Below are 24,883 nucleotides of genomic sequence, written 5' to 3' on the forward strand. Positions count from 1 at the left end.
GGGCCGTGTCGTGCGGGACCGGCCCCAAAGGCCCGTCCCCGCACGACGCCTCGCCCCCTGCCGCCGGGCGCCGGGCCGTACGGGGCGTGGCCGTGGCCCGGCGGTCAGCCGTACGGGGTGAGGTCGGGCAGCCGCGCGAAGCCCAGGCCGTAGGGGCTCATGCCCCGCCCGTACGCCCCGATGAACGTACCGTCGCCGTCCTGGTCACCGGGTCCGGCGATGATCCAGCCGAACTCCGACTCACGGAAGCGGAACACGCTGGCCCGGCCGTCGACCGGCAGGGAGAGCGTGGACCACTCCGGTCCCTCCAGATCGTGGGCGAGGGTGAAGGCGGTCTCCGTCTGCTGCTCCAGCCAGTCGTCGCGCAGGGAGTGATCGAGCTGCGGGGGCCAGGTGTGGGCGAGCAGCCCGGACCCGGCCAGCCAGGCGGCGGAGGAGACGGTGGTCGCGTCGAGGACGCCCGTACCGTCGCCGCTGCGGAGGTCGGGGCCCGCGGCCACGGTGACGACGACCGTGAACCGTTCCTTCGCGGTCTCCTCGGCGGGACGGGCCGCGGACCGTATCGACGGCTCGTCCCCGTGGCCCGTGGAGCCGTGCCGGACCACCCCGTCGGCCGTGGTGACGGCCCGCATCAGCCAGCGGGGGCCGGTGAACGCCTCGTCCAGGCCGTACCAGGCGAAGGAGGCCCGGGTGTACACGTCGAGCGCGGGGCGGGGCGGGAGTGCTGTCGCACCGGACCCGGGGGCAGGGGCTTCGGCATCGCCGGGCGAATCCTGCTCGGCTGTGGGGCTCGTCGTCTCCATCTGCCCGGCCGTCTCCTCTGTGTCCGAGGTCGAGACGCGGACCCGCCCCCCTCGGGCGTCCTCGCGTCCTGACAGATGGAGAGAATAACCACCCACTTGGCTCTTGCGGGGACTGACCGCCGCCGGATGGCCTGCATCACCGGCGCGTCCGGGTCGGGAGTGGCCACGGCTGAATACCGGGCGGCATCAGGGGGAAGGGGCCCCGCGGCTCAGGTGGCGTCGGCGTCGTACGGCGGGCGCTCGTCCTTGTCGAGACGGTCACGCTTCTTGAGGAGGTCGGGGGTGCCGGAGCCGTTGACGGCGGCGGGCACCGTCCCGGAGGAATCGCCCCTGCCGTTGACCGAGTCGGCGACCTCGTTCATCTCCTTGCGCAGATCGAAGCTGCTGCCCAGCTCGCGCAGCTCCCTCAGCTCGTCGTTCTCGCTCATCTGCTTGCGCAGATAGGTCTTGGGGTTGAGGTCCTCGAACTCGAAGTCCTTGAACTCGGGGCCCAGCTCGCTTCGGATGTCGTGCTTGGCGTTGTCCGAGAACTCCCGGACCTTGCGGATGAAGCGGGCCGTGTCCTGGATGACCTTCGGCAGCTTGTCGGGGCCGAAGACGAGCACGGCGAGCACCACGAGGGCCACCAGTTCCAGTGCGCCTATGTCGTTGAACACCCTGTCGCTCCTCGTGTCCTCGGTGGCCCGCGACATCGGTCGGTCCGGGGCCCGATCCACGGTACCCGCCGAATCTCGCGCACGTCACGTGCCCGGGGCCGTGATCGGCGATCAGCCGCCGCCGTCGCGGCGGGGAGGCACACGGGGTGCAACGGGGCCCTGCGGAAGGGCGGACCGGAGGCGTACGGAAGGCGACGGGCCGGGGCGGGCCGGGCTCTTCGGGGACGGCCCGCGGCGGGGGCGGGCCGTCCCGGGGCGGGTCAGTCGTCGCCCGAGGTCCCCAGGGTCACGGTCACCGTCCGCTCCTTGCCCTCGCGCACCAGGGTCAGTTTCAGCCGGTCCCCCGGGCGATGGGCCCGGATCTTGACGATCAGCTCCTCGCCGCTGTGCACCCGGCGGCCGTCGACCGCGGTGATCACATCGCCCGGTCGGACCCCCGCCTTGGCGCTGGGGCCGCCCGGGACGACCGAGGGCGTGCCGTCCTTGCTCTTCCCGCCGACGCGGGCGCCGTCGCCGGTGTACTTCATGTCGAGGCTGACACCGATGACCGGGTGGGTGGCCCGGCCGGTGTTGATCAGCTCCTCGGCGACCCGTTTGCCCTGGTTGATGGGGATGGCGAAACCCAGGCCGATGGAGCCGGACTGGCCCTCGGTGCCCGGGCCGGTGTCGGCCGCCCGGATCGCGCTGTTGATCCCGATGACCCGGGCGGTGGTGTCCACCAGCGGGCCGCCGGAGTTGCCCGGGTTTATCGGGGCGTCGGTCTGGAGGGCGTCGACATAGCTGACATCGCTGCCGTCCCCCTTGTCGCCGCCGGCCGTGATGGGCCGGTCCTTGGCGCTGATGATTCCGGAGGTGACGGTGTTCTGGAGGTCGAACGGGGCACCGATGGCGACGACCGGATCGCCGACCCGGACGTTGTCGGAGTTGCCGAGCGGCAGCGGGGTGAGCCCGGAGACCCCGGTGACCTTGACGACGGCGAGGTCGTAGCCGCTGTCCTTGCCGACGAGGGAGGCCCGGACGGTCTCGCCGCCGCTGAAGGTGACCCGGATCGAGCCGCCGTCGCCCGCCGGGTCGACGACATGGTTGTTGGTGAGGATGTGCCCCTGGCCGTCGAGCACGAACCCGGTGCCGGTGCCCTGCTCGCCGCCGCCGTTGACATGGAGGGTGACCACGCCGGGCACCGCCTTGGCGGCGATCCCGGCGACGCTGTCGGGGGCCCGGTCGCGGTTCTCGCGGGGCGCCTGCTCCAGCTCCACGCGGTTGATCCCGCCGTTGCGCTCGATGTACGCGCCGATGCCGCCACCGACCCCGCCCGCGACCAGCGCCAGCAGCACGGCCCCGGCGACCAGCGGGCCGAACCGGCCGCGCCGCCGGGGCGGCTCGCCGACCTGGCTGAGCGGCACCCCGAGCACCTGGCTGCCGGGGGTGGCCCAGGGGTCGTACTGGAGCCACTGCCCGGCGGGCGGCTGCGCGGAGTCCTGGGGGTACGCCGGGGGATGCCCGTACACCGCCCCCGGCTGCCCCGGTGCCCCGTACCCGGGGTGGCCGTAGCCGCTGTCGGCCCCGCCGTCGGGGAGCTGCGGCGGTACGGAGGTGCCCTGCGCGGGCGTCGGCACCGGCCGCTGCACGGGCGGGGCGGGAGCCCAGGGCCCGGGCTCCCCGTACGGCGGGGTGCTGTACGCGTCCGGCTCATGCAGGGGCTGCGGCCGGTCCCCTTCCCCGCTCCGGGGCGCGGGCGGAACGGGTGCCCCGGCCCCCGGCTCCGCCCCACCCCCGGACCCGAAGACGGCGGGCGCCGGTACCGCCCCGCCCTCGGCCGGCCCCACCCTCGCGGCCGGAACGGCGGACGGCTCACCGGCCCCACCGGAGGCAGCGGGGCTGTCGACGGACCGCCCGGAGCCACCGTCGGAACGGGCGGAGCCGTCCGCGAAGGCGGCGGAGCCACCGGAGGCCATGAGGTCGTCGACAGGGCCGCCGGACGGGACGGAGCCATCGACGGAAGCGACGGGGCCCCCGGAAACCGCCAGGCCGTCGGCGGGGACCAAGCCGTCCGCGAGGCCCGGGCGACCGGAGACAACAGGGCTGCCCGAAGTCATAGGGCCGTCAGCCGGGCGGCTGGAGGGGACGAAACTGTCGGCCAGACGACCGGAGGAAGCGGAGCCGTCGGCGGAAGCACCCGAGCCGCCCGAAGCCGTCAGACCGTCGGCCGGGCGGCCGGAGGGGACGGGGCTGTCGGCAGAAGCCGTGGAGTCGTCAGCCGGACGGCCGGACGGGACGGAGCCGTCTGCCGGGCCCGGACGGCCGGAGACGGCCGAGCCGTCAGAACGGGCCGAGTCGTCGACGGAAGCAGCCGAGCCACCCGAAGCCGTGGAGCCGTCGGCCGGGCCGCCGTCGGGCACGGAGCCGCCGGAAGAAACAGAGCTGTCGGCGGAGGCCGCGAGGCCATCAGCAGGACGACCGGAGAGAACCGACCCGCCGGAACGGGCGGAGCCGTCGGCGGAAGCGGCCGAGCCACCGAAAGCCGTCAGACCGTCAGCCGGACCGCCGGAGGGGACGGGGCTGTCGGCCGGACGACCGGAGGAAGCGGGGCCGTCGGCGAAGGCGGCAGGGCTACCCGAAGCCGTCAGGCCGTCGGCCGGACCGCCGGAGAGGGCCGGACCGCCGTCGGGCACGGAGCCGCCGGAAGAAACAGAGCCGTCACCGGAGGCCGCCGGGCCATCCGCCGGACCACCGGAGAGAACCGACCCACCGGAACGGGCGGAGCCGTCGACGGAAGCGGCCGAGCCGCCCAAAGCCGTCAGGCCGTCGACGGGAACCAAGCCGTCCGCGAGGCCCGGCCGACCGGAGGGAGTAGGGCCGACCGAAGCCGCCGGGCCATCCGCCGGACGGCCGGAGGAAGCGGAGCCGCCGTCGGGAACCGACCCGCCGGAACGGGCGGAGCCGTCGACGGAAGCGGCCGAGCCGCCGAAAGCCGTCAGGCCGTCGGCGGGGCGGGCGGCACCGCCCGGGGCCGCAGGGTCGTCGGCCGGGGCGGCGGAAGGGGCGGGCGGGGCCGTGGGGCCGTCGGGCTGTGCGGGGATGTCGGAGGCGGGCGCGGGCGGTGTCGTGTCCCGGTCCTGCGGGGACGGCTCCGCGCCGGGGCGGCTCCACCACTTCGCCCGGGCTTCCGTGGTCTTCCCGTCGTCCATGCTCTCCCCGCAAACAGCCGGCCCGTGCGGCGCCCCCCTCGGGGCGCCCCTGCGAGGATTCAACCAGGTTCGCCGAACTCCGCGCAGGGGCCGGGCCCGGCTCGCCCCGAGCCCGCCGGTTCAGGGGGACGTCGGCGGTGAGACGTCCGTCGGGGCCACGAGATGGCTGGGCGCCGGGGTCACCGCCGGGGTGATCCCGGGGGCTCCGGCGAGCCGCAGACCGACCGCGACGGGCGGCACCAGCGGCGGGCCGAGGGCGGGCGCGGCGACACCGAGCGGCTCCAGCAGGCTGGGCGCCGGCGGCGTCGGGGCGAACAGCCGCGGCGCGGGACGCCCCGCGGCCCGCTGCTCCTCGCCCCGGGCCGGGGCGAGACCGCCGGGGCTGCGACGCCGGTCGTACTCCAGGCTGCGCGCACCGGGGGACGCCGCGGGCACTCCGGCACCGGCAGCGGACGCCCCGGTGCCGTTGGTGGCCCGCATCGGGGTGACGCTGTTCCCCTGGCCGCCGCCGCGGGCGCTCTGCTGGACCGAGCCGTCCAGCGGCAGCGTCCCCCCGAGGGCGATCGCGGCGAAGGAGACCGCGCTCGCGGCGGCGAAGGCGAATCTGCGGCCCCGCCAGGGCGAGCCGGAACGCTCGGACTCGGGCCGCCCCACCTCATGGATACGGAAGCCGCCCCCCGACCCTGCGGGCAGCACCGGGGCGCCCACGTGGGCCCCGGGGACATAGCCGAAGGTCCCGGGGCGGCGGCCGCCCGGTCTTCCCGACGGGGTGCCCGCTCCCTCGAAGACGGCGTCGATGACGGGCCCCCCGGGGAACGGACCACCGGAGAAGGGACCGCCGAGATCCGTCCCGCCGGGGCCCGCGGGCAGCCCCTGGAGCCGCGCGAGCAGCCCCTCCGAGGGCGGCGGGGGCGCGGCCTGGGCGAAGACGTCCTTCAGCCGGCGCTGGGCGTCCGCCTCGGCCTTGCACTTGGCGCAGGTCGCCAGATGGGCCAGGACCCGGTCGCGCGCGTCGTGTTTCAGCTCGCCGTCGACCAGGGCGGCGAGGCGGTCCCCCAGATGCTGCTCGGCGGGGGTGGGGCGGTATTCGCTCACGCCGGTCCGCCCTCCCCCACGAGCCCGACGGCGCCCGCGAGCATGCGCTGCTCGGCCCGGGCCTCGGGCGAACGGTGCTTGAGGGCCTTGCGCAGATGCGAGCGGCCCCGGTGGATCCGGCTGCGGACAGTGCCCAGCTTGACACCCAGGGTCGCGGCGATCTCCTCGTACGACAGCCCCTCGATGTCGCAGAGGACCACGGCGGCGCGGAACTCGGGCGCGAGGGTGTCCAGCGCCTGCTGGACATCGGCGTCGAAGTGGCTGTCGTTGAAGACCTGCTGCGGGGACGGCTCACGGCTGGGCAGCCGCTCGGCGGCGTCGTCGCCGAGCGCGTCGAAACGGATGCGCTGCTTGCGGCGGACCATGTCCAGGAAGAGATTGGTGGTGATCCGGTGGAGCCAGCCCTCGAAGGTGCCGGGCGTGTAGGTCGACAGCGAGCGGAAGACGCGGACGAAGACCTCCTGCGTCAGGTCCTCGGCGTCGTGCTGATTGCCCGTGAGCCGATAGGCGAGACGGTACACGCGACCACTGTGCGTGCTGACGATCTCCTCCCAGGACGGAGGTGTCCATGCCTGGGATTCCGCCTCCGAAGTGAAGGTCGCGGTGGTCGCGGAGTCCTGGGTACGGGAACGGTCAGCGGTGTTGGTCACGGATTTCGGCTCACCCGGTGACCTGAGAAAGCGCGTGAGCACTCCCCTGCGATCCGCAGGTGCAGCCGCACCTCCCCTATCGGCTCTGGTGGTGTCCAGCGGAGCCCCTACCATAGCCACCTCGCCCGTTAGCTCCGGATAAGAATCTTTACGCGAATTTGGGTACTGCCACCGGCTCTGTTCCATCGCTTCCCCCCGTCCCTCACAACGCCCGGTCCCATCTGCGGGTTCCCGAGGGCAGCGGATACAGTCGACGTCGCGTTCAACTACGGGGACAGGAGAGGCCGATTACCGCGAACCGGCAGACAAGCTGGGCGTTCGCCGACGCCTTTGTCGCCGAGGACGACGCGCTGCGCTGGGCCCGTGAGCGGGCCCGGGAGTCAGGGATTCCCTCGGTGTCCCCGGGCACCGGCGCCGCGCTGCGACTGCTGGCCGCCACCGTCGACGCGAAGGCCGTGGCGGAGGTCGGCACCGGGACGGGGGTCTCCGGGATCTATCTGCTCCAGGGCATGCGGCCCGACGGGGTGCTCACCACGGTGGACCCCGAGCCGGCCCGGCAGCAGTTCGCGAAGCAGGCGTTCCGCGGGGCGGGCTTCGCGGGCAACCGGGCGCGGTTCATCCCCGGCCGCGCCCTCGACGTCCTGCCCCGGCTCGCCGACGGCGGCTACGACCTGGTCTTCTGCGACGGCGACCGGCTGGAGTCCCTGGAGTGCCTGGCGGAGGCGCTGCGGCTGCTGCGGCCGGGCGGCCTGGTCTGCTTCGAAGGGGTGTTCGCCCAGGGGCGTACGGTCGACTCGGCGGCCCAGCCGGTCGAGGTGCTGCGGCTGCGGGAGCTGCTGCGCACGGTGCGGGAGAGCCCGGAGCTGGTGGCCTCGTTCCTACCGGTGGGCGACGGTCTGCTCACGGCGGTCCGCCGCGGCTGACCCCGCCGCGCCCCGACACGCCCCGCCGCGCCCCGACACCCCCGAGGACACCCCCGACGGCGCTCCCGACGCCTCCGCCGCGCCCGGCGGTGCGCGGAGGCCGGTGCCGCCCGTCCGTCCTGACTCCGGCGACCGCAGCCCCGGCCGCCGCCCCGGCTCCGGACAGCGAACCGCCCCGGCACCTCAGAGGTACCGGGGCGGTGAGAACGCGTGGGCTCCGCGTCAGCCGACGACCTTCTTCAGGGCGTCACCGAGCGCCTCGGCCTCGTCCGGTGTCAGCTCGACGACAAGCCGACCGCCGCCTTCGAGCGGAACGCGCATGACGATGCCCCGCCCCTCCTTGGTCACCTCGAGCGGGCCGTCGCCCGTCCGCGGCTTCATGGCCGCCATGCTCGTTCCCCTTCCTGAAACCAGCTCATCCTCAGCCGACGGCCCCTGGGTAGGCATGCTTCACCGGCATCGAACACATTGCTTCCAGGTCATTATCCCGCATCGCGGGACCCGATGACCAACATCGGTCGACATCGCTTAGGCAACGCGCTCCCGCAAAACCACCCAATTCGGCGATCCGCCTGCGATACTTCGCCTCCTTCCCACGCCCCCGGGGCCGCCCCCGAGCGCCCCCGGTTTGACGCAGCTCACATGACCGGCCCCGGCGATCTCCGCCATGCTGAGGCGGGACACGACCGCCGATCGCCAAGGGAGCTGAGATGGCCGACTCCGTGCTGTACGAGGTGCACGAGGGACTCGCGACGATCACGATCAACCGGCCCGACGCCATGAACGCGCTGAATGTCGAGGCCAAGGTCGCCCTGCGGGACACCCTGGAGCGGGCGGCGGGCGACGACTCCGTCCGCGCGGTGCTGCTGACCGCCACCGGTCGCGCCTTCTGCGTCGGCCAGGACCTCAAGGAGCACATCGGGCTGCTCGCCGCGGACCGGGAGACGGGCACCGGCGGGACCATGAACACGGTGCGTGAGCACTACAACCCGATCGTGCGAGCCCTGACCTCGATGCCCAAGCCCGTCGTGGCGGGGATCAACGGGGTCGCGGCGGGCGCGGGCCTCGGCTTCGCCCTGGCGGCCGACTACCGGGTGGCCGCCGACTCGGCGACGTTCACCACCGCCTTCGCGGGGGTCGCGCTCACCGCCGACTCCGGGGTCTCCTGGACCCTGTCCCGGCTGGTCGGCCCGGGCCGCGCCGCCGATCTGCTGCTCTTCCCCCGTTCCTTCTCCGCGCAGGAGGCACACGCCTGGGGGGTCGTGAACACGGTGGTCCCGGCCGACGAGCTGGCCGCCGAGGCCGCCGCCGTGGCCCGGCGGCTGGCGCAGGGCCCGACCCTGGCCTACGCGGCGATCAAGGAGTCGCTGGCCCACGCCGCGGCCCACTCCCTGGAGGAGACCCTGCTCAAGGAGGAGGAGCTCCAGGCCAGGGCGGGTGCCTCGGAGGACCACTCCACCGCCGTGACCGCCTTCGTCGCGAAGGAGCGGCCCGTCTACCGGGGCCGCTGACCGGCCCGCCCGGCCCGGTGCGGGGCACGGGCGGCCCCGCTACCCGCCCCGGGCCACGCAGCCCGCCAGATGGTCGTCCACCAGCCCGCACGCCTGCATGAGGGCGTAGGCCGTCGTGGGCCCGACGAAGCGGATGCCGCGCTTCTTGAGTTCCTTGGCCAGGGCCTTCGACTCGTCCGTGACGGCGGGCACGTCGGCGACCGTCACCGGGGCCGGGCGGCCCGCGCGCGGCGGCGCGTACGACCAGATCAGGGCGTCCAGCTCACCGGGGGCCCAGTCGGCGAGCGTCCGCGCGTTGGCGAGCGTCGCGTCGACCTTCGCACGGTTGCGGATGATGCCCTCGTCGGCGAGGAGCCGCTCCCGGTCGGTCCCGGTGAACTCCGCGACGGACGCGATCCGGAATCCTGCGAAGGCGCTCCGGAAGCCCTCGCGCCGCCGCAGGATGGTGAGCCAGGAGAGACCCGACTGGAACGCCTCCAGGCACAGCCGTTCGAAGAGGGCGTCGTCCCCGTGGACGGGGCGGCCCCACTCGGTGTCGTGGTAGACGCGATAGTCGTCGGTGCTCACGCCCCAGGGGCAGCGGGACACCCCGTCCGGGCCGGTGACCAGGGCGCCGCTCACCGCGCGTCCTCCTCGCCCGGCCGGGCGGACGCGGCCGCCGGGCCCGCGGGGGCGTCCCCCGGACCGGCGAGCGCGGTCTCCAGCTCGGCGATCCGGGCGTCCCGCTCGGCCAGCTCCGCGCCGAGCCTGCTCAGCACGTCGTCGACGTCCGCCATGCGGTAGCCGCGCAGGGTCACCGGCAGCCGGACGGCCTCCACGTCGGCGCGGCCGACCGGGCGGTTCGGCGGCAGCGGATCGACGAGCTGTTCGGGCGCCGCCTCGGGCAGGGCCGCGCTGTCGCCGCCGCCGATCACGGCCAGCGTGACCGCGCCGACGACCACGACCATCGTGATCAGCAAGAACAAGAACACGTGACGACCTCTCCCCGGACCGCGGACGCCCCCGGCCACAACTGTTGCCCGGTCGATCGTGCCACGCCGGTCGGACCGTTAGGGTCGCAGCCGGACGACCTGAGGAGGAAAACCGCTGATGCTGCGGCTGGGACAGCGTGAATTCGACCCGCACGAGCCGGTGATCATGGCGATCGTGAACCGTACCCCGGACTCGTTCTACGACCGGGGCGCGACCTTCCACGACGAGCCGGCGCTGGCGCGGGTGGAGCAGGCGGTGGCGGAGGGCGCGGCCATCATCGACATCGGAGGGGTCAAGGCCGGCCCCGGGGACGAGGTCACGGCGGCGGAGGAGGTGCGGCGGACGGTCGGCTTCGTGGCCGAGGTGCGCCGCCGCTTCCCCGATGTGGTGATCAGCGTGGACACCTGGCGGCACGAGGTGGGCGAGGCGGTCTGCGCGGCGGGCGCCGATCTGCTGAACGACGCCTGGGGCGGGGTCGACCCCCGGCTGGCCGAGGTCGCCGCGCGCCACGGGGCGGGCCTGGTCTGCACCCACGCGGGCGGGGCGGAGCCGCGGACCCGGCCGCACCGGACCGCGTACGAGGATGTCGTCGCCGACATCCTGCGGGTGACGGTGGGCCTGGCCGAGCGGGCCGCCGGGCTGGGGGTGCGGCGCGACGGGATCATGATCGACCCCGGTCATGACTTCGGCAAGAACACCCGGCACTCGCTGGAGGCCACCCGGCGGCTGGGGGAGCTGGTGGAGACGGGGTGGCCGGTGCTGGTCTCGCTGTCGAACAAGGACTTCGTGGGGGAGACCCTGGACCGGCCGGTGCAGGAACGGCTGATCGGGACGCTGGCGACCACGGCGGTCTCGGCGTGGCTGGGCGCGCGGGTGTACCGGGTGCACGAGGTCGCGGAGACCCGTCAGGTACTGGACATGGTCGCCTCGATCGCGGGCCACCGCCCGCCCGCCGTGGCCCGCCGGGGCCTGGCCTGACGCGGCGCGCCCGCCGGAGCCCTCGGGCCCGGCGGGCGCGCCCCGGACCGTTCCGGCGGCCCTAGGTCGTGTCGTCAAAATCCCGTCTGCGTCGCGACGCCTTGCACGCACATCTGCTGCGTTGTCGTCAGTCGCCGATGGCCCCCTGGGCCTGGCGGCCCGGGAGGGACCCCCACCGCATGGACTCCCTCCTCCGCCTTGCATCTGCACGCACCATGCGCCGCACCGCCCGTCCTCCGGACGGACGACGCTACTCTGACGACACTCCCTAGCGGCCGGTCTCCTTGGTCACCAGCGACACGGCCTCGTCCACGTCGTCCGTGACGTGGAACAGCAGCAGATCCCGCTCGGACGCCTTGCCCTGGCCGACCACGGTGTCCCGCAGCCAGTCGACCAGGCCGCTCCAGTACGCGGAGCCGAAGAGCACGATCGGGAACCGGGTGACCTTGCCGGTCTGGACCAGGGTCAGCGCCTCGAACAGCTCGTCCAGGGTGCCGAGCCCGCCGGGCAGCACCACGAACCCGGACGCGTACTTCACGAACATCGTCTTGCGGACGAAGAAGTAGCGGAAGTTCACGCCGATGTCGACATGGGGGTTGAGGCCCTGCTCGAAGGGCAGCTCGATGCCGAGGCCCACCGAGACGCCCCGGGCCTCGCGCGCGCCGAGGTTGGCCGCCTCCATCGCGCCCGGACCACCGCCGGTGATCACCGCGAAGCCCGCGTCCACCAGCGCCCCGCCGATGCGGACGCCCGCCTCGTACTCGGGGGTGCCGGGCCTGGTGCGGGCCGATCCGAAGACGCTGATGGCCTTGGGCAGCTCGGCGAGGGCGCCGAAGCCCTCGACGAACTCCGACTGGATGCGCATCACCCGCCAGGGGTCGGTGTGCACCCACTCCGAGTCGCCCTCGGTGTCCAGCAGCCGCTGGTCGGTGGTCTCCGGCTGCACCTGTTCCCGGCGCCGCAGCACCGGTCCCTGCCTGCGCTCCTCGTACTCCCGCGACTCCCCGGGGTTGGCCATGACGCTCCCTCCGCCGAACACTGTTGCAGGTCCCAGGGTAGGCCGGTGCGGATGACGACCGGGCGAACTCAGGACGTCAGCCACTCCCGCAGCCGGTTCTCGCAGTGTGTGATCTTCTCCACGGCGACATGCTCGTCCCGCTTGTGGGCGTAGAGCGCGTCCCCCGGGCCGTAGTTGACGGCGGGCACCCCGAGGGCGCTGAAACGGGAGACGTCCGTCCAGCCGAACTTGGGCCGGGCGCTGCCGCCGACCGCCTTCATGAAGGCCGCGGCGGCGGGGTGGCCGAGGCCGGGCAGTGCCCCGCCGGAGTGGTCGTCGACGACGAACTCGTCCACTCCGCAGTCCGCGAACGCCTCCTGGACATGGGCCAGCGCCTCGTCCGCGCTCCGGTCGGGGGCGTAGCGGAAGTTGACGACGACGGTGCAGGCGTCGGGGATCACATTCCCCGCGACGCCGCCCTCGATCTTCACGGCGTTCAGGCCCTCGCGGTACTCCAGCCCGTCGATCACGGGTCGGCGGGGCTCGTAGGCGGCGAGCCGGGCCAGGATCGGGGCGGCGGCGTGGATCGCGTTCGACCCCATCCAGCTCCGCGCGGAGTGCGCCCGCTCGCCCGTGGTCCGCAGCAGCACCCTGAGCGTGCCCTGGCAGCCGCCCTCCACCTCGCCGTCGGAGGGTTCGAGCAGCACGGCGAAGTCACCGGCGAGCCAGTCGGGGTGGGCCTCGGCGACATGGCCGAGGCCGTTGCGGTGGGCGGCGACCTCCTCGTTGTCGTAGAAGACGAAGGTGAGGTCGCGGTTGGGCTCGGGCACCGTGGCGGCGATCCGCAGCTGCACGGCGACGCCCGACTTCATGTCGCTGGTGCCGCAGCCCCACAGCACCCCGTTCCCGTCCAGCCGGGAGGGGACGTTGTCCGCGATCGGCACGGTGTCGATGTGCCCGGCGAGGACGACCCGCTCGGCGCGGCCGAGGCGGGTGCGGGCCACGATGTTGTTGCCGTGGCGGTCGACCGTGAGGTGCGGCAGCGCGGAGAGCGCCCGCTCGATGGCGTCCGCGAGGGGCTTCTCCTCCCCGCTGACGGAGGGGAAGTCGACCAGCGCGGCGGTGAGCGCGGGCCCGTCGAGGGTGAGGTCCAGCTCGGTGGGGGACATGGGACGACCCTAACGCGGCGGTGACCGGGGCCCCGGGTCCGGACGGACCGCGGCGGACGGGCACCGGGGCGGTCGGCGGTGGCCGGGGACCCGGGTCCGGGCGGTGCGGCGGCAGATCGCACAGCGATGCGGTGGTTCCCCCCGGGGAGGGAGTTGTCGCCCGCCGGACGGGGCCCTGGGGACGGGGCGGCTCCGGGCCGTCGGCGATCGTTGCGCGCCTTGCGGAGTGACGTTTCCTCGACCACGGGGAAGCGGGAATGTTTGCCCGTCTTTATCCGGGTCTGATAATGCGACGCATTGCCAACTCTTTACCTTGATGCACCGCAACTTCCCCGCCCCTCCGAGCGGTTGTCACTGCGTCCGGGTACCCGGGCCGGTGTCCCCCGGAGGCCGGAGCCAACGGCCGGAGCGGCCCGGACACCCCGTCCCCTCTTGTCCCAACTCTTGTTTCTCAAGGAGCAAAATGTCCCTCCCCCTGACCCGCCGGATCGCCCGTGCCGCACTGCTCGTCGCGGTCGGCGCAAGCCCCGTGGTCGGTGCGGCCGGCTCTGCGGGCGCCGTGGAGATCCAGGACGCCAACCCGCTCAGCGCGGTGTCCGCCATGGACACCATGGAGGCCGGGGGTCTGAGCGCCACCGCCGACCACACCGGTGAGCAGGCGTCCCAGGCGCTCGGCGCCGCCGGAGAGGCCGCCACGCAGCAGGCCGTCCCGACCGCCGGACGGACCCTGGGCCAGGCGGGCGAGGCCGCCGGTCCCACCGTCCGGGAGACCGCCAACGACACCGCGACCACCGCCACGACCACCGCCGGGACCGTCCTCGGCGGCACCGCGGGCACCGCGGCCGAGGCCCTGGGCAACGGCGCCCCCGCCCCGGCCGCCGGACTGATCGGCGGTCTGCCCGCCCAGGTCACCAGCCCCGCGCAGACCCTGCCGCTGGCCTGATCCGCCCTCCCGGCACACAGCGCGAGGGGCCCGGAAGCACAACGCTTCCGGGCCCCTCGCGCATGCTCACGCGCTCCCGTGCCGGTGCGGACGGGCCGTTCCCGTCCGTCAGCCGCCGAGGCGGGCGACCGCCGCCGCGACCCGCTCGTCGGTCGCCGTGAACGCGACCCGGACGAACCGCTCCCCCGCCGCGCCGTAGAAGTCCCCGGGAGCGACCAGGACGCCCAGCTCCGCCAGGTGCGCCACGGTGCTCCAGCAGGGCTCGTCCCGGGTCGCCCACAGATACAGGCTCGCCTCGCTGTGCTCGATCCGGAAGCCGTGCGCCTCCAGGGCCCCGCGCAGCGCGGTGCGGCGGGCCGCGTACCGGGCCCGCTGCTCCGTCACATGGGTGTCGTCGCCGAGCGCGGCGACGGTGGCCGCCTGCACCGGCGCGGGGGTCATCATCCCGCCGTGCTTGCGGATCTGGAGCAGCTCGCCGAGGACCCGTTCGTCACCGGCGATGAAGGCGGCCCGGTAGCCCGCCAGGTTGGAGCGCTTGGAGAGGGAGTGGACGGCGACCAGGCCGTCGTACACCCCGCCGCAGACCTCGGCGTCGAGCACCGAGACGGGCTCGGCCTCCCAGCCCAGCTCCAGATAGCACTCGTCGCTGAAGACCAGCACGCCGTGCGTACGGGCCCAGGCCACGATCCGGGTCAGCTCGTCCTTGCCGAGCACCCGCCCGGTGGGGTTCGACGGCGAGTTCAGCCACAGCAGCCGCAGCCCGCGCGGGTCCAGCTCGGTGGGGTCGTCGTAGACGACGGGGGTCGCCCCGCACAGCCGCGCCCCGACCTCGTACGTCGGGTAGGCGAGCCGCGGATACGCGACCCGGTCGCCCGCGCCCAGGCCGAGCTGGGTCGGCAGCCAGGCCACCAGCTCCTTGGAGCCGACGACCGGCAGCACATTGCGGTGGGTGACACCGGTCGCGCCGAGGCGGCGCTCCACCCAGCTGGTGAGCGCATCCCGCAGGGCGGCCGTCCCCCAGACCGTGGGATAGCCCGGCGAGTCGGCGGCGTCGGTCAGGGCCTTCTGGATCAGCGCGGGGACGGGGTCCACCGGGGTGCCGACGGAGAGGTCCACGATGCCGTCGGGGTGGCGGGCGGCCGTCGCCTTGTAGGGCTCCAGCTTGTCCCAGGGGAAGACGGGCAGGCGCGAAGAGACTGCGGACACGTGCTTTCTCTTTCTTGTCACCGGACTCTTGTTCACCGGACCCCCGTTCACCGGGCTCCGGTCACCGGGCCTTCGGCACCGGGCTTTCCCCACCGGACTGCCGGTCGCCGGTCGCTTGTCCGGGTGTCAGCGGGCGGCCGGGGGCCGGAGCACGCCGGTCCCGTACGGACGACGACCGTACGGGACCGGGATGCGTGCGGCTCCGGAGTCCGGGCCGGGGCGGATCAGCCCTGCGGGGGCAGAGCCGCGATGAAGGGGTGGTCCCGCTCGATCAGACCAAGCTTGGAGGCACCACCGGGCGAACCGAGCTCGTCGAAGAACTCGACGTTCGCCTTGTAGTAGTCCTTCCACTCCTCCGGGGTGTCGTCCTCGTAGAAAATGGCCTCCACGGGGCAGACGGGCTCACAGGCCCCGCAGTCGACGCATTCGTCCGGGTGGATGTACAAGGACCGGCGGCCCTCGTAGATGCAGTCGACGGGGCACTCCTCGATGCACGCCTTGTCCTTGACGTCGACACAAGGCTGCGCGATGACGTAGGTCACGCTGTCGTTCCTCCTCGGTAGGGCTGGCTTTGCGCGGGAGCGCGGCGTCGTCGATGCCCGCACCTAGTATCTCCGTTCCTGAGGACGATCCGAACAGGAGGGGCTCGCAGAGCTGTGGAATTCACCGGCACCGGACGGCTCGACGTCCGTATCACCCCCCTTGACGTGGGCAAACGGGTATCAACCCGACGTCTGACGGCGCCCCCCGCCAGCGGGGAGCGGTTCACCGACGCGGTCGGGGTTCTCACATCCTGGGACGAGGGTGTGCTGCTGATCACAACGAAGCGGGGCGAGACGGTACGGATCGAGGAATCGTCCCTGGTCGCGGGCAAGGTCATCCCCGCCGCACCGGCCCGGAGAAGGGGGCCCGCGGCGGACTTCGCGGAGCTGTGCCGGGTGGCCTCGCGGGCCTGGCAGCCGCTGGAGAGCGCCCGGCTCGGCGACTGGGAGCTGCGGGCCGCCGGGGGTTTCACCCGGCGGGCCAACTCGGTGCTCGCGGCCGGTGACCCCGGACTCCCGCGGGACGAGGCGCTGGAGCGGGTGCGCGCCTGGTACGCGGCGCGGGAGCTGCCCGCGTACCTCCAGGCGGCGACGGGCGCCGCGGGCACCCAGGAGGTGCTCTGCGCGGAGCTGGAGGGGCTCGGCTGGCGGCGCGAGGCCACCGCGGAGGTGTGGATCGCCGCACTCGCCCCGCTCGCGGACCGGGACGCGGACGTCTCCGGGGTCGTCCTCTCCCGCGACCTGGACGAGGGCTGGCTGCGCCGCTACGGGCGCACGGGCGGCGGCGGGACGGCCGCGGCCGTGCGGCGGGTCCTCGGCGCCGGGCCCTCGGTCTGGTTCGCGTCGGTGCCGGGCGGGGGCGGGGCGCCCGCGGCGATCGGACGCTGCGTGGTCGACGGGCGCTGGGCCGGGTTCCAGGCCGTGGAGGTCGACCCGGACCGCCGCCGCCAGGGGCTCGGCTCGGCCGTCATGACCGCGCTCGCGCAGCGGGCGCTGGCGGAGGGGGCGTCCGCCGCCTGGCTCCAGGTGGAGACGGAGAACGACGGGGCCCGCGCGCTCTACGACGGTCTGGGGTTTGTGACGCACCACCGCTACCACCACTTCCGGGCCCCCTGACCGGCGGGCGCGGGCGGGCACGGCCACCGGCACAGCACAGAGACGGGTACATATGCACCATGGACGATGATTCCGCGAAATATCGTGACTGGTTCGCCGAGGAGGCACGCTCCGAGCGCCCCGATCTCGCCCTGCTGTGTCTGCTGCTCGCCACCGCCGGGGACCCCGCCCTGGACGACGCGGGCATCGACGCGGCCCAGATCGAGCTGGACCGGCTCGCCGGGCTGCTGCCCTACGGCCCCAAGACGCCCCGGGAGTGGGCCGGGGCGCTGGCGGATCTGCTCGGTCGGGAGTGCGGCTTCCACGGCACCTCAGGGGAGTACCGGCGGCTCGGCGCCTCCCTTCTCCACCAGGTGCTGGAGCGCCGCCGCGGACTGCCGATCCTGCTCTCGGTGGTCTGGGTCGAGGTCGCCCGGCGGGCGGGCGCGCCCGCCTACGGGGTGGCCCTGCCGGGCCACTTCGTCGTGGGTTTCGGGGACCCCGGCGCCCCGGGCGGACCGGTGCTCGCCGACCCCTTCGCGGGCGGCGGGCCGCTGACCGGGAACGAGGCCGAACTCCTGGTGATGGACGCGACGGGCGCTCCCCTGGAGCCCTCGATGCTCACCCCCGCGAGCCCGCTCGACGTGGTGCTGCGCATCCTCGGCAACATCCGCGCCTGGGCCGCCGCCCGCCCCGAGCAGTCGGCGGCGGCGCTGTGGGCGGTGGAGTTCTCGCTGCTGCTGCCGTCCCACCCCGCGCGGCTCCGTTACGAGCACGCGCAACTGCTCGTCCAGCGCGGGGACTTCCTCACCGGGGCGGCGGAGCTGGAGGCGTACGCGGAGGTGGTGCAGCCGGTCGAGCCCGCGACGGCGGAGGCCGTCCGGGGCCGGGCCCGGGCCGCGCGGGCCATGCTCAACTGACGGCGCGGCCCCGGCGGCCTCCGGGGCGTACGGCGGCCTCCGGGACGGGCCCGCGCGGTTGCCCGCGCCCTCACGCCCCCGGCCACCCCGGTCACCCGCGGTCACCCGGCCGGGAACGGCGGCGGCGCCCCGTTCCCCTCTCCTGGGTGAACGGGGCGCCGCCGCCCTGACGGGCCGTGCCGGGGCCGCCCGGTGGGGCGTCAGCCGAGATCGATCTCGGCGGTCCGCTCCGCGGGCGTCTTCCCGCGCAGCGCCGGGCCCATCGCCTGGGCGATGTCGTCGGGGCCGAGCTGGTGCTGCTTGCCGTCGCCCTTGGTGATCGTCACCCCGGCGAAGCGGTCGCCGACGAGTTGCTCGATGGCCTTCTTGTCGTAGACCTCGACCAGCTTCCCGTCCACCGCCTTCATGGAGAGGATCTGCGGCAGCGAGATGGCGGGGCCCAGCTCGATGGTCCGGCCGCCCGCCACGACGGTGATGTTGGCGGACATCGCGGGCTCCGCGAACTCCTTCATCGCCCGGTCCAGCTCCGCCTGGCCGACGGTCGGCTCCTTCTTGGCGACCGGCAGCTCCACCACCTTGGACCGCCCGGACTCCACCTGGGCGCGGTAGGCGTCCTTCACCGCGAGCACGGAACGGGCGACGTCCAGCGACTCACCGGCCCGGCCGGGCACGGCGTTGACCTTGTTGGGCGAGAAGGTGATCGTGCCCTCGACCGCCGAGCCCGCCTTGCCCGCGAGGTCGGCCAGCGCGACGCTCAGCTTCTCCTCGTCCACCGGGAACACGGGCTGCACGGCGCGCTCGCCGCCGAAGAGGGACCCGATGACCGAGACGGGGTTGTAGTCGCTGCCCGCCGCCTTGCGGACGGTGGCCTGGCGGTCCAGGTCGAGACCGGCCTTGTCGGGCGCGAGCAGATGCTCCTTGCCGTCCACGGAGACCCGCAGCGGGGTGCCCGCGCGCTCGCCCAGGTTCTTCTCCAGCGCGGCGATCGCCTGGTCCTTGGTGCCGCCGCCGATGTCGACGCCGAGGACGGTGGTCCGCTTCGGCACCTCGGAGTGGTTGAGCAGCAGGCCCGCGCCGTAGGCGACACCGCCCAGGACGAACACGGCGACCCCGAGGAGCACGAGCTTCGAGCGGCCCTTCTTCTTGACGGGCTGCGGGGGACGGGGCGCGGCGGGCAGCGCGTCCGCCGCGCCGGGCTGCGGCTTGGGCGCCGCCGGGGTGCCGCCCGAGGCCATGCCGGGGCCCGTCGGGCCCGAGGGTCCGGCGGGGCCGGGCGCACCGGGGGCGGTGGCGGCACCCGGTCCGCCCGGGAAGTTCGCCGGGCGGTCGCCCTGGGAACGGGGGCCGCGCGGGCCCTTGCCCGGCCGCCGGTCGTCCTGGATCGCCGGAAGGCCGCTGGTCAGCGTGTCGCCCGACACCTGGCCCTCGGGACCGGGCGCCGGAGCGGGCTTCTGCGGGGTCAGGACGGCCGTGTCGTCGGACATCCGGGGGGTGCTGACGCGGCCCTGCGGGGAGCCCGCGCCGGGGCCGCCGCCGGAACCGCCCCGGCCGCGACGGCCGGACCGGCCCCCGGCGGAGCCGGGAGCGCCCGTACCCGCACCGGCGCCCGGAGCCGCCACGGCGCCGAACGCGTCCGCGCCGGAGGAGATCCCCGCACCGGCGAGCGGACCGCCGGGGACGGAGGGGGCGACGGGACCACCGGGGCCGCCGGGTGCCGTGCCTCCGGCGCCCGGTCCTGCCGGGGCCGCGGTGCCGACGGCAGCCGCCGCCGTGTCGGCCGCGGAGGCACCCGCGCCCATCCGCTGGCGGATCGGCATGCTGCCCTTGGCCGGTCCCGAGGTGGCGCCGGTGGGTTCACCCGGAAGCGGCGTGCCGAGCGGCGGGGTGCCCTCGTACACGGGGGGCGCCGCCGGGTGCCGCGCCGGGTCCGCCACCGGACCGCCCGGGACGGGAGGCTGCGGGGCGGCCCCGGCGTAGCCGTTCCCGGCGGCGTCCGCGAAGGGGTCCCGGGGGGCCTCGGCGAAGCCGTTCTGCGGGGCGTCGGAGAAGTACGGCAGCCCGGGGGCGGAGGACTGGCCGCCCGCCGCCTCCGCGAGCACATCGGCGACGGGGGCCGTCAGCGGGTCGATGACCGGGGCCTGGCCCTGCGGCGGGATGCCCGCGGCGGGGGTCGGGGAACCGGGCGCCCGGGCGCCGGCGCCGGGCAGCCCCGGGGCCGGGGCCGCCGCCGGACCCCCGGTGGGCAGACCGGCGCCGTTCGTCCCGTCCGGCCCCTGGGGGGCGGCGGGGCCGTGGGCGCCACCGGTCGGGATACCGGCGCCGTTCGACGCGGTCGCGCTCTTGCGTGGCGCGAACCAGTCGTTCGCCGGAGCCCTGTCCTGCGAGGGCGCCGAGGGCACGGTCGCGCCCGGGGTCCGGGTCGGCAACTGCTGCGCGGGGGCGGGGCTCTGCGCTCCGCCGATCACCGGCATCGCCGCCGTGCGCTCGGGGTCGGTCTCGGCGACCGGGGCGGCCGGGGCGGTGGCGCCGCCGGACGTCTCACCGTTCTCGCCGACCGGCTTGCGCATCACGACGGGCGGGATCGGCCGCGATCCGGGGATGTTGATCCGGATGCGCGTGGTCACCGTCGTCTCGGTCCTGGGCTCGGACTTGGCGGGCGCACCGTCCGCGCGCGGCTCCCGGGAGCCGTCGGCGGCACCGGCCGCCGCCCGCTCGGAAGCGTCCTGCGTCGGGTGCGGTGACGGGTACTGGCGTGATCCGTACGGCGGTGTTCCCGAAGGGTACGCGGCTCCGGCGCGCCCCTGGGGCCCGGAGGACGAACTGTCAGTTTCACGACTCAAAGCAGGTTCTCCCGGTTGGCTTCGCCGCCCGTCTCTTACTGGATAGCTGCGTGCTATGGGCGGCTCGGCGGCGCGCACCACCATACTGGCCGCCAACGACACTCACTCTGCGACTGGCAGAGCGTCACGGATATCGGCGTACGGGCGGAGCCGGTACGGGGCGTGACCCCATCCTTGGCGACCCAGCCTAGGGGGCCACGGGCCACGGTGCCCGCCGAGGCCCCCGCGTGTCCCCTAGGGGTCAAGTCGGGTGGTGAGGCCACCCGGTTGCGCCGGTCGCGCCATCGTGGCACACATCACAGCCAGAACCATCCCGCCGACGAGGAAGAGGAGTGACCCCGTCCCCGCGGCGAGCACTCCGTCACCCTCCGGGCGTCCGACGCTCAGCAGGATGACGGCGGTCAGCCAGCCCAGGGCGGGCGCCACCACCGCGAGCTGGGTGCGCAGCGCCCGGGCCGCGCCGTGGAAGAGCCCGGCGGTGCCGAGCAGCGCGAGCGCGAGTCCCCCGGGGAACCAGGCGGATTGGAGCAGTGCGCCCGCGACGCCGACGGCCGCGCCGAGGACGGCCAGCGCGGCGTAGGCGGCGATCCTCCCCGGCCGCGGTGGCGTGGCGAGCCAGGAGCCCGCCGGGGAGCCCGGCGCGGGCCGTGCGCCCTGTCCGCCCGTACGGCCGCTCATACGGCGGCTCCCACGGCTCCGGAGGCGCCGGGGGTGCCCGGGGCCGTCCGGCCGTCCGCCGGGCCGCCGTCCGGCGAGGAGCCCGCCCCGGCCAGGCCCGCGAAGAGATCCCGTTCGCGCTCCCCGGCCGGGGCGCCGGACACGCCCTGCGCCAACTCGTAGTACTCGGTGGTGAACAGCGGCTGGAGCAGCAGATTGGAGAGGACGAAGCGGTCGCCGTCCACGGTGATCTGGGTGGCGTGCGCGCGCATCGCGGCGGCCTTGCGGGCGGCGTGGGCGGAGCCGTCGATCTCCGTGGTGATCCTGGCGTCGTCGACCACTCCGGGCACATCGTCGATCGCCCCGACGCCCAGGGCCCCGGCCGGGCCGGGCAGCGGTACGCCGCGCAGCGCGGCGAAGCGCTCCTCGGCCACCGGGCGCGGCACCCGATTCCAGTAGATCTTGTCGATGGTGTGGGGGTCGCCGAGGTCGCGGCGGTAGGCCCGCTCGGCGGCGAGGTCGGCGGCGCGGACGGCGACCCGGTGGGTCTGGATGTGGTCGGGGTGCCCGTATCCCCCGTCGGGGTCATAGGTCACGAGGACCTGCGGCCGGACGGATCGAATGATCTCCACCAGATATCCGGCGGCCTCGTCGACCGGGGTCCGCCAGAAGGCTCTCTCCCGGCGGTTCTGCTCGACGCCCATCATCCCGGAGTCCCGGAAGCGGCCGGCCCCGCCGAGGAGGCGGTGGTCGGCGACGCCCAGTTCCTTCATGGCGGCCGCGAGTTCGGCCCTGCGGTGGGGGCCGAGCCGGTCCTCCCGGTCGGGCGCCAGATGGGCGAGGCCGGGCGGGATGACCTCGCCCTCCTCCCCCAGGGTGCAGGTGACCAGGGTGACCTGGGCTCCGGTGGCCGCGTACAGGGCCATCGTCGCGCCGTTGTTGATCGACTCGTCGTCCGGGTGCGCGTGCACCAGGAGAAGACGACGCGCGGAGAGATCCTTCATACGCACAGCCTACGAGGCAAGGGGGTGCCGTGGAGGCTGGTTCGGCGGCCCCGTGCGATCCCCACGGGGCCGAAGGCCGCGCCCGGCCGGACGCCCGGCGCGGAGCCGGTCGTCGACCGATAGCACATCGGTGAGAAAAGCGTAGAAAGGTGAAGAAGGGGCCTGAAACGGGTCAGGCCCGGATCAGCACGGGATCAGAACTTGAAGTCGCCGATCATCCCCGCCACGTTGCTCGTGAGGTCGTTGATGGTCGGAGAGAGCGAAGAGCTGGCGAGATAGAAACCGAGCAACACGCAGACCGCGGCATGCCCCCCCTTGAGTCCGGACTTCCGGATCAGCAGGAAGACGATGATCGCCAGCAGCAGCACCGCCGAAATGGAGAGTGCCACGGCGGTTCACCTCCACAGATATTCGGTCGGGACAGGCAGCTTGCATGTGCCAGGTGGTTCCTACCCACCTCGCGCTAGGGATCATAACTATCCGTACGAACGCATTGATCGGTGCACAGCAGCACATGGGGGCGCACGACCGCTAGCTTCGGTCACATGGCCACCACAACACAGCTTTCCTTCCCCCGTCAGTACGCCAGAACACAGCGCTACTCCCTGGGCGCACCGCGGTCGTTCACGGTGTCGCCGGACGGCTCGCGAGTGATTTTCCTCAGAACGGCGTCCGGTGTCGACCGGAATGGATGCCTCTGGGTACTGGATCTGGACATCGGGACGAACGGCCCCCAGGAACGGCTGATCGCCGACCCGGAGGTCCTTCTCGGCGGTGTCGAGGAGGACTTGTCCACCGAGGAGCGGGCCCGCCGGGAGCGGGTGCGCGACGGCTCGTCGGGCATCGTCGGCTACGCGGTGGACGCGGCGGCCGAGTTGGCCGCTTTCGCACTCTCCGGGCGGCTGTTCACGGCCGGGTTGGGCACCGGTACCGTTCGGGAACTGGACACCCCCGGCCCGGTCGTCGACCCCCGGCCCTCGCCCGACGGACGCCATGTGGCCTATGTGTCGGGCGGCGCGCTGCGGATCACGGGCGCCGACGGGGAGGGCGACCGGGCGCTCGCCGGGCCCGAGGGCGAGGGGGTCCACCACGGGGTGGCCGAATATATCGCCGCCGAGGACATGGGGCGGCAGCGCGGCTACTGGTGGTCGCCGGAGTCGGACCGGCTGCTGATCGCCCGGGTCGACGAGCGGGAGGTGCGGCGCTGGTGGCTGGCGGACCCGGCGCACCCGGAGCGGGAGCCGCGCTCCGTCCGGTATCCGGCGGCGGGCACGGCCAATGCGGATGTACAGCTCTTTCTGGCCACGCTCGACGGGGAGCGGACCGAGGTGGTCTGGGACCGCGCGGAGTACCCCTATCTGGCCCGGGCGCACTGGTCGTCGGCGGGCGCCCCGCTGCTGCTCGTCCAGACGCGGAACCAGCGGACCCAGCGGTATCTGGCCGTGGACCCGGAGACCGGGGCCACCCGGACCGTCCATGTCGACGAGGACCCCGACTGGCTGGAACTCTGCCAGGGCGTACCCGCCTGGACCCCCGGCGGACAGCTCGTGCGCATCGCCGACGAGGGCGGCGCACGGGTACTGGCCGTCGGCGACCGCGCGCTGACGGGCGCGGCGCTCCAGGTGCACGCGGTGCTCGACATCGGCGCCGAGGACGTGCTGATCACAGCGGCGGCGGGCGCGGAGGCGGCGCATCCCGAAATCGGCGAGATCCATGTGCTCCGGGTGAGTGAACGGGGGGTGGAAAGGGTCTCCCGGGGCCCCGGGGTGCACACGGCGGTGCGCGGCGGCGGGGTGACGGTGCTCTCCTCCGCGCGGCTCGACCTCAGCGGCGCCGCGGTGGAGGTGGTGCGCGGGGGCGAGGTCGTGGCCCGGGTGGCCTCGCACGCGGAGCAGCCGGTGCTGCGCGCCCGGCCCCGGCTGTGTCTGGCGGGCGTCCGGCAGATCCCGTGCGCGGTGCTGCTGCCCAAGGACCACACGGCGTCCGACGGGCCGCTTCCGGTCCTCATGGACCCCTACGGGGGACCGCACTTCCGCCGGGTGCTCGCCGCGCAGAACGTGTATCTCACCCCGCAGTGGTTCGCCGACCAGGGCTTCGCCGTGGTGATCGCCGACGGCCGGGGCACCCCCGGCCCCTCCCCCGCCTGGGAGAAGGCGATCCGCGACGACATCACCCCGGCCCTCGACGACCAGATCGACGCCCTGCACGCCCTGGCCGAGACCTTTCCCCTGGATCTGGGGCGGGTGGGCATCCGGGGCTGGTCCTTCGGCGGCTATCTGGCGGCGTTGGCCGTGCTGCGCCGGCCGGACGTCTTCCATACGGCGGTGGTCGGGGCGCCGGTGACGGACCAGCGGCTCTACGACACCCACTACACCGAGCGCTACTTCGGCCACCCGGCGGAGCAGCCCGCCGTCTACGCGAAGAACTCCCTGGTCACGGAGGATGGACTGGTGGGTCTGGAGAATCCGGCGCGTCCCATGATGCTGGTGCACGGGCTCGCGGACGACAATGTGGTCGTCGCGCACACCCTGCGGCTGTCGTCGGCGCTGCTGGCGGCGGGACGGGAGCACGAGGTGCTGCCGCTGAGCGGGGTGGCCCATATGACCCCCCAGGAGCAGGTGGCCGAAAATCTACTGCTGTTGCAGGTGGAGTTCCTGCGGCGGACGCTGGCGGCCCGTACGCCGGACCCGGAGGGGTGAGGCCCGCGCCCGCCCCCGAGGGGTGACCTGGGGCG

23 protein-coding genes are annotated in these 24,883 nt (G+C 74.3%); 7 read left to right on the forward strand and 16 right to left on the reverse strand.

From position 1 onward, the window contains the following. Positions 1 to 104: 104 nt before the first annotated feature. The 5 genes from CRV15_RS08445 to sigE form a co-directional block, all read right to left on the reverse strand. Complete coding sequence (locus CRV15_RS08445) at positions 105 to 803, reverse strand: hypothetical protein (RefSeq protein WP_009997453.1); 699 nt, start codon at positions 801 to 803, stop codon at positions 105 to 107. A gap of 209 nt (positions 804 to 1,012) precedes the next feature. Beyond that, positions 1,013 to 1,459: a sec-independent translocase gene (locus CRV15_RS08450; RefSeq protein WP_003953868.1), complete on the reverse strand. Its 447-nt coding sequence runs from the start codon at positions 1,457 to 1,459 to the stop codon at positions 1,013 to 1,015. 260 nt (positions 1,460 to 1,719) lie between these two features. After that, a complete protein-coding gene (locus tag CRV15_RS08455; protein ID WP_009997452.1) occupies positions 1,720 to 3,504 on the reverse strand; it encodes a trypsin-like peptidase domain-containing protein in 1,785 nt (594 codons plus the stop codon). Positions 3,505 to 4,767: 1,263 nt separating this feature from the next. Continuing rightward, positions 4,768 to 5,742: an anti-sigma factor family protein gene (locus tag CRV15_RS08460; RefSeq protein ID WP_003953865.1), complete on the reverse strand. Its 975-nt coding sequence runs from the start codon at positions 5,740 to 5,742 to the stop codon at positions 4,768 to 4,770. Next, a complete protein-coding gene (gene sigE, locus CRV15_RS08465; protein ID WP_003961711.1) occupies positions 5,739 to 6,506 on the reverse strand; it encodes an RNA polymerase sigma factor SigE in 768 nt (255 codons plus the stop codon). The genes CRV15_RS08460 and sigE overlap by 4 nt, the downstream gene beginning before the upstream one ends. A 107-nt stretch (positions 6,507 to 6,613) precedes the next feature. On the opposite strand from sigE, the gene CRV15_RS08470 reads away from it, so the two are divergent. Further along, positions 6,614 to 7,315, forward strand: a complete 702-nt coding sequence (locus CRV15_RS08470; RefSeq protein ID WP_078504758.1) for an O-methyltransferase — start codon at positions 6,614 to 6,616, stop codon at positions 7,313 to 7,315. A 222-nt stretch (positions 7,316 to 7,537) separates the two neighbouring features. Here CRV15_RS08470 and CRV15_RS08475 read toward each other — a convergent pair whose 3' ends face one another. After that, positions 7,538 to 7,705 (reverse strand): DUF3117 domain-containing protein, encoded by a 168-nt coding sequence (locus CRV15_RS08475; protein WP_009997451.1) that lies wholly within the window; start codon positions 7,703 to 7,705, stop codon positions 7,538 to 7,540. Between the two features lie 320 nt (positions 7,706 to 8,025). Here CRV15_RS08475 and chcB point away from each other — a divergent pair, with 320 nt between their 5' ends. Beyond that, positions 8,026 to 8,826, forward strand: coding sequence for a 2-cyclohexenylcarbonyl CoA isomerase (gene chcB / locus CRV15_RS08480; RefSeq protein WP_003953861.1), 801 nt, complete (start codon positions 8,026 to 8,028; stop codon positions 8,824 to 8,826). 39 nt (positions 8,827 to 8,865) lie between these two features. Here chcB and CRV15_RS08485 read toward each other — a convergent pair whose 3' ends face one another. Both CRV15_RS08485 and CRV15_RS08490 read right to left on the reverse strand, forming a co-directional pair. Continuing rightward, positions 8,866 to 9,447 (reverse strand): DNA-3-methyladenine glycosylase I, encoded by a 582-nt coding sequence (locus tag CRV15_RS08485; RefSeq protein ID WP_003953859.1) that lies wholly within the window; start codon positions 9,445 to 9,447, stop codon positions 8,866 to 8,868. Further along, positions 9,444 to 9,797 carry a DivIVA domain-containing protein gene (locus CRV15_RS08490; RefSeq protein WP_009997449.1) on the reverse strand — a complete coding sequence of 118 codons (354 nt, stop codon included), beginning with the start codon at positions 9,795 to 9,797 and terminating at the stop codon, positions 9,444 to 9,446. The genes CRV15_RS08485 and CRV15_RS08490 overlap by 4 nt, the downstream gene beginning before the upstream one ends. Before the next feature lie 118 nt (positions 9,798 to 9,915). On the opposite strand from CRV15_RS08490, the gene folP reads away from it, so the two are divergent. Beyond that, the gene (gene folP, locus CRV15_RS08495; RefSeq protein ID WP_003961708.1) at positions 9,916 to 10,776 is read left to right on the forward strand and encodes a dihydropteroate synthase; all 861 of its coding nucleotides are present in this window, start codon (positions 9,916 to 9,918) and stop codon (positions 10,774 to 10,776) included. Between the two features lie 268 nt (positions 10,777 to 11,044). Here folP and CRV15_RS08500 read toward each other — a convergent pair whose 3' ends face one another. Together CRV15_RS08500 and dapE are read right to left on the reverse strand one after the other, a co-directional pair. Next, a complete protein-coding gene (locus CRV15_RS08500) occupies positions 11,045 to 11,794 on the reverse strand; it encodes an LOG family protein (protein WP_003961707.1) in 750 nt (249 codons plus the stop codon). 68 nt (positions 11,795 to 11,862) lie between these two features. Next, positions 11,863 to 12,942, reverse strand: a complete 1,080-nt coding sequence (dapE, locus tag CRV15_RS08505) for a succinyl-diaminopimelate desuccinylase (protein ID WP_003953854.1) — start codon at positions 12,940 to 12,942, stop codon at positions 11,863 to 11,865. Positions 12,943 to 13,405: 463 nt separating this feature from the next. On the opposite strand from dapE, the gene CRV15_RS08510 reads away from it, so the two are divergent. Beyond that, the gene (locus CRV15_RS08510; RefSeq protein WP_009997448.1) at positions 13,406 to 13,885 is read left to right on the forward strand and encodes a hypothetical protein; all 480 of its coding nucleotides are present in this window, start codon (positions 13,406 to 13,408) and stop codon (positions 13,883 to 13,885) included. Positions 13,886 to 13,993: 108 nt separating this feature from the next. Here the strand turns inward: CRV15_RS08510 and dapC are convergent, their stop codons facing one another. Continuing rightward, positions 13,994 to 15,091 carry a succinyldiaminopimelate transaminase gene (dapC, locus tag CRV15_RS08515; protein WP_009997447.1) on the reverse strand — a complete coding sequence of 366 codons (1,098 nt, stop codon included), beginning with the start codon at positions 15,089 to 15,091 and terminating at the stop codon, positions 13,994 to 13,996. Positions 15,092 to 15,315: 224 nt separating this feature from the next. Beyond that, a complete protein-coding gene (fdxA, locus tag CRV15_RS08520; RefSeq protein WP_003953851.1) occupies positions 15,316 to 15,633 on the reverse strand; it encodes a ferredoxin in 318 nt (105 codons plus the stop codon). Between the two features lie 114 nt (positions 15,634 to 15,747). On the opposite strand from fdxA, the gene CRV15_RS08525 reads away from it, so the two are divergent. Further along, complete coding sequence (locus CRV15_RS08525; RefSeq protein ID WP_003961704.1) at positions 15,748 to 16,749, forward strand: GNAT family N-acetyltransferase; 1,002 nt, start codon at positions 15,748 to 15,750, stop codon at positions 16,747 to 16,749. A gap of 59 nt (positions 16,750 to 16,808) precedes the next feature. Then, positions 16,809 to 17,648: a transglutaminase-like and tetratricopeptide repeat-containing protein gene (locus tag CRV15_RS08530; RefSeq protein ID WP_003961703.1), complete on the forward strand. Its 840-nt coding sequence runs from the start codon at positions 16,809 to 16,811 to the stop codon at positions 17,646 to 17,648. A gap of 200 nt (positions 17,649 to 17,848) precedes the next feature. Here the strand turns inward: CRV15_RS08530 and CRV15_RS08535 are convergent, their stop codons facing one another. From CRV15_RS08535 to CRV15_RS08555, 4 genes are all read right to left on the reverse strand, one after another. Beyond that, positions 17,849 to 20,488 carry a hypothetical protein gene (locus tag CRV15_RS08535; RefSeq protein WP_231633942.1) on the reverse strand — a complete coding sequence of 880 codons (2,640 nt, stop codon included), beginning with the start codon at positions 20,486 to 20,488 and terminating at the stop codon, positions 17,849 to 17,851. A 234-nt stretch (positions 20,489 to 20,722) separates the two neighbouring features. Then, positions 20,723 to 21,166 (reverse strand): DUF6113 family protein, encoded by a 444-nt coding sequence (locus CRV15_RS08545; protein WP_003961700.1) that lies wholly within the window; start codon positions 21,164 to 21,166, stop codon positions 20,723 to 20,725. Beyond that, complete coding sequence (mshB, locus tag CRV15_RS08550; protein ID WP_003961699.1) at positions 21,163 to 22,149, reverse strand: N-acetyl-1-D-myo-inositol-2-amino-2-deoxy-alpha-D-glucopyranoside deacetylase; 987 nt, start codon at positions 22,147 to 22,149, stop codon at positions 21,163 to 21,165. Before mshB ends, CRV15_RS08545 begins: the two co-directional genes overlap by 4 nt. Positions 22,150 to 22,343: 194 nt before the next feature. Then, complete coding sequence (locus CRV15_RS08555; protein ID WP_003955288.1) at positions 22,344 to 22,538, reverse strand: hypothetical protein; 195 nt, start codon at positions 22,536 to 22,538, stop codon at positions 22,344 to 22,346. A 156-nt stretch (positions 22,539 to 22,694) separates the two neighbouring features. Between CRV15_RS08555 and CRV15_RS08560 the strand changes: the two genes are divergently transcribed. Continuing rightward, positions 22,695 to 24,848, forward strand: a complete 2,154-nt coding sequence (locus CRV15_RS08560; RefSeq protein ID WP_003961698.1) for a S9 family peptidase — start codon at positions 22,695 to 22,697, stop codon at positions 24,846 to 24,848. The last annotated feature ends 35 nt before the right edge of the window (positions 24,849 to 24,883 follow it).

This window comes from Streptomyces clavuligerus, from assembly GCF_005519465.1.
GTDB lineage: Bacteria > Actinomycetota > Actinomycetes > Streptomycetales > Streptomycetaceae > Streptomyces > Streptomyces clavuligerus.

What these genes read in the sequence shown, in the direction of transcription:
- CRV15_RS08445 (WP_009997453.1), bottom strand. Translation starts at nt 803, where the DNA reads ATGGAGACGACGAGCCCCACAGCCGAGCAGGATTCGCCCGGCGATGCC.
- sigE (WP_003961711.1), bottom strand. Translation starts at nt 6,506, where the DNA reads ATGGTAGGGGCTCCGCTGGACACCACCAGAGCCGATAGGGGAGGTGCG.
- CRV15_RS08475 (WP_009997451.1), bottom strand. Translation starts at nt 7,705, where the DNA reads ATGGCGGCCATGAAGCCGCGGACGGGCGACGGCCCGCTCGAGGTGACC.
- chcB (WP_003953861.1), top strand. Translation starts at nt 8,026, where the DNA reads ATGGCCGACTCCGTGCTGTACGAGGTGCACGAGGGACTCGCGACGATC.
- folP (WP_003961708.1), top strand. Translation starts at nt 9,916, where the DNA reads ATGCTGCGGCTGGGACAGCGTGAATTCGACCCGCACGAGCCGGTGATC.
- CRV15_RS08500 (WP_003961707.1), bottom strand. Translation starts at nt 11,794, where the DNA reads ATGGCCAACCCCGGGGAGTCGCGGGAGTACGAGGAGCGCAGGCAGGGA.
- dapE (WP_003953854.1), bottom strand. Translation starts at nt 12,942, where the DNA reads ATGTCCCCCACCGAGCTGGACCTCACCCTCGACGGGCCCGCGCTCACC.
- CRV15_RS08510 (WP_009997448.1), top strand. Translation starts at nt 13,406, where the DNA reads ATGTCCCTCCCCCTGACCCGCCGGATCGCCCGTGCCGCACTGCTCGTC.
- CRV15_RS08530 (WP_003961703.1), top strand. Translation starts at nt 16,809, where the DNA reads ATGGACGATGATTCCGCGAAATATCGTGACTGGTTCGCCGAGGAGGCA.
- CRV15_RS08545 (WP_003961700.1), bottom strand. Translation starts at nt 21,166, where the DNA reads ATGAGCGGCCGTACGGGCGGACAGGGCGCACGGCCCGCGCCGGGCTCC.
- mshB (WP_003961699.1), bottom strand. Translation starts at nt 22,149, where the DNA reads ATGAAGGATCTCTCCGCGCGTCGTCTTCTCCTGGTGCACGCGCACCCG.
- CRV15_RS08560 (WP_003961698.1), top strand. Translation starts at nt 22,695, where the DNA reads ATGGCCACCACAACACAGCTTTCCTTCCCCCGTCAGTACGCCAGAACA.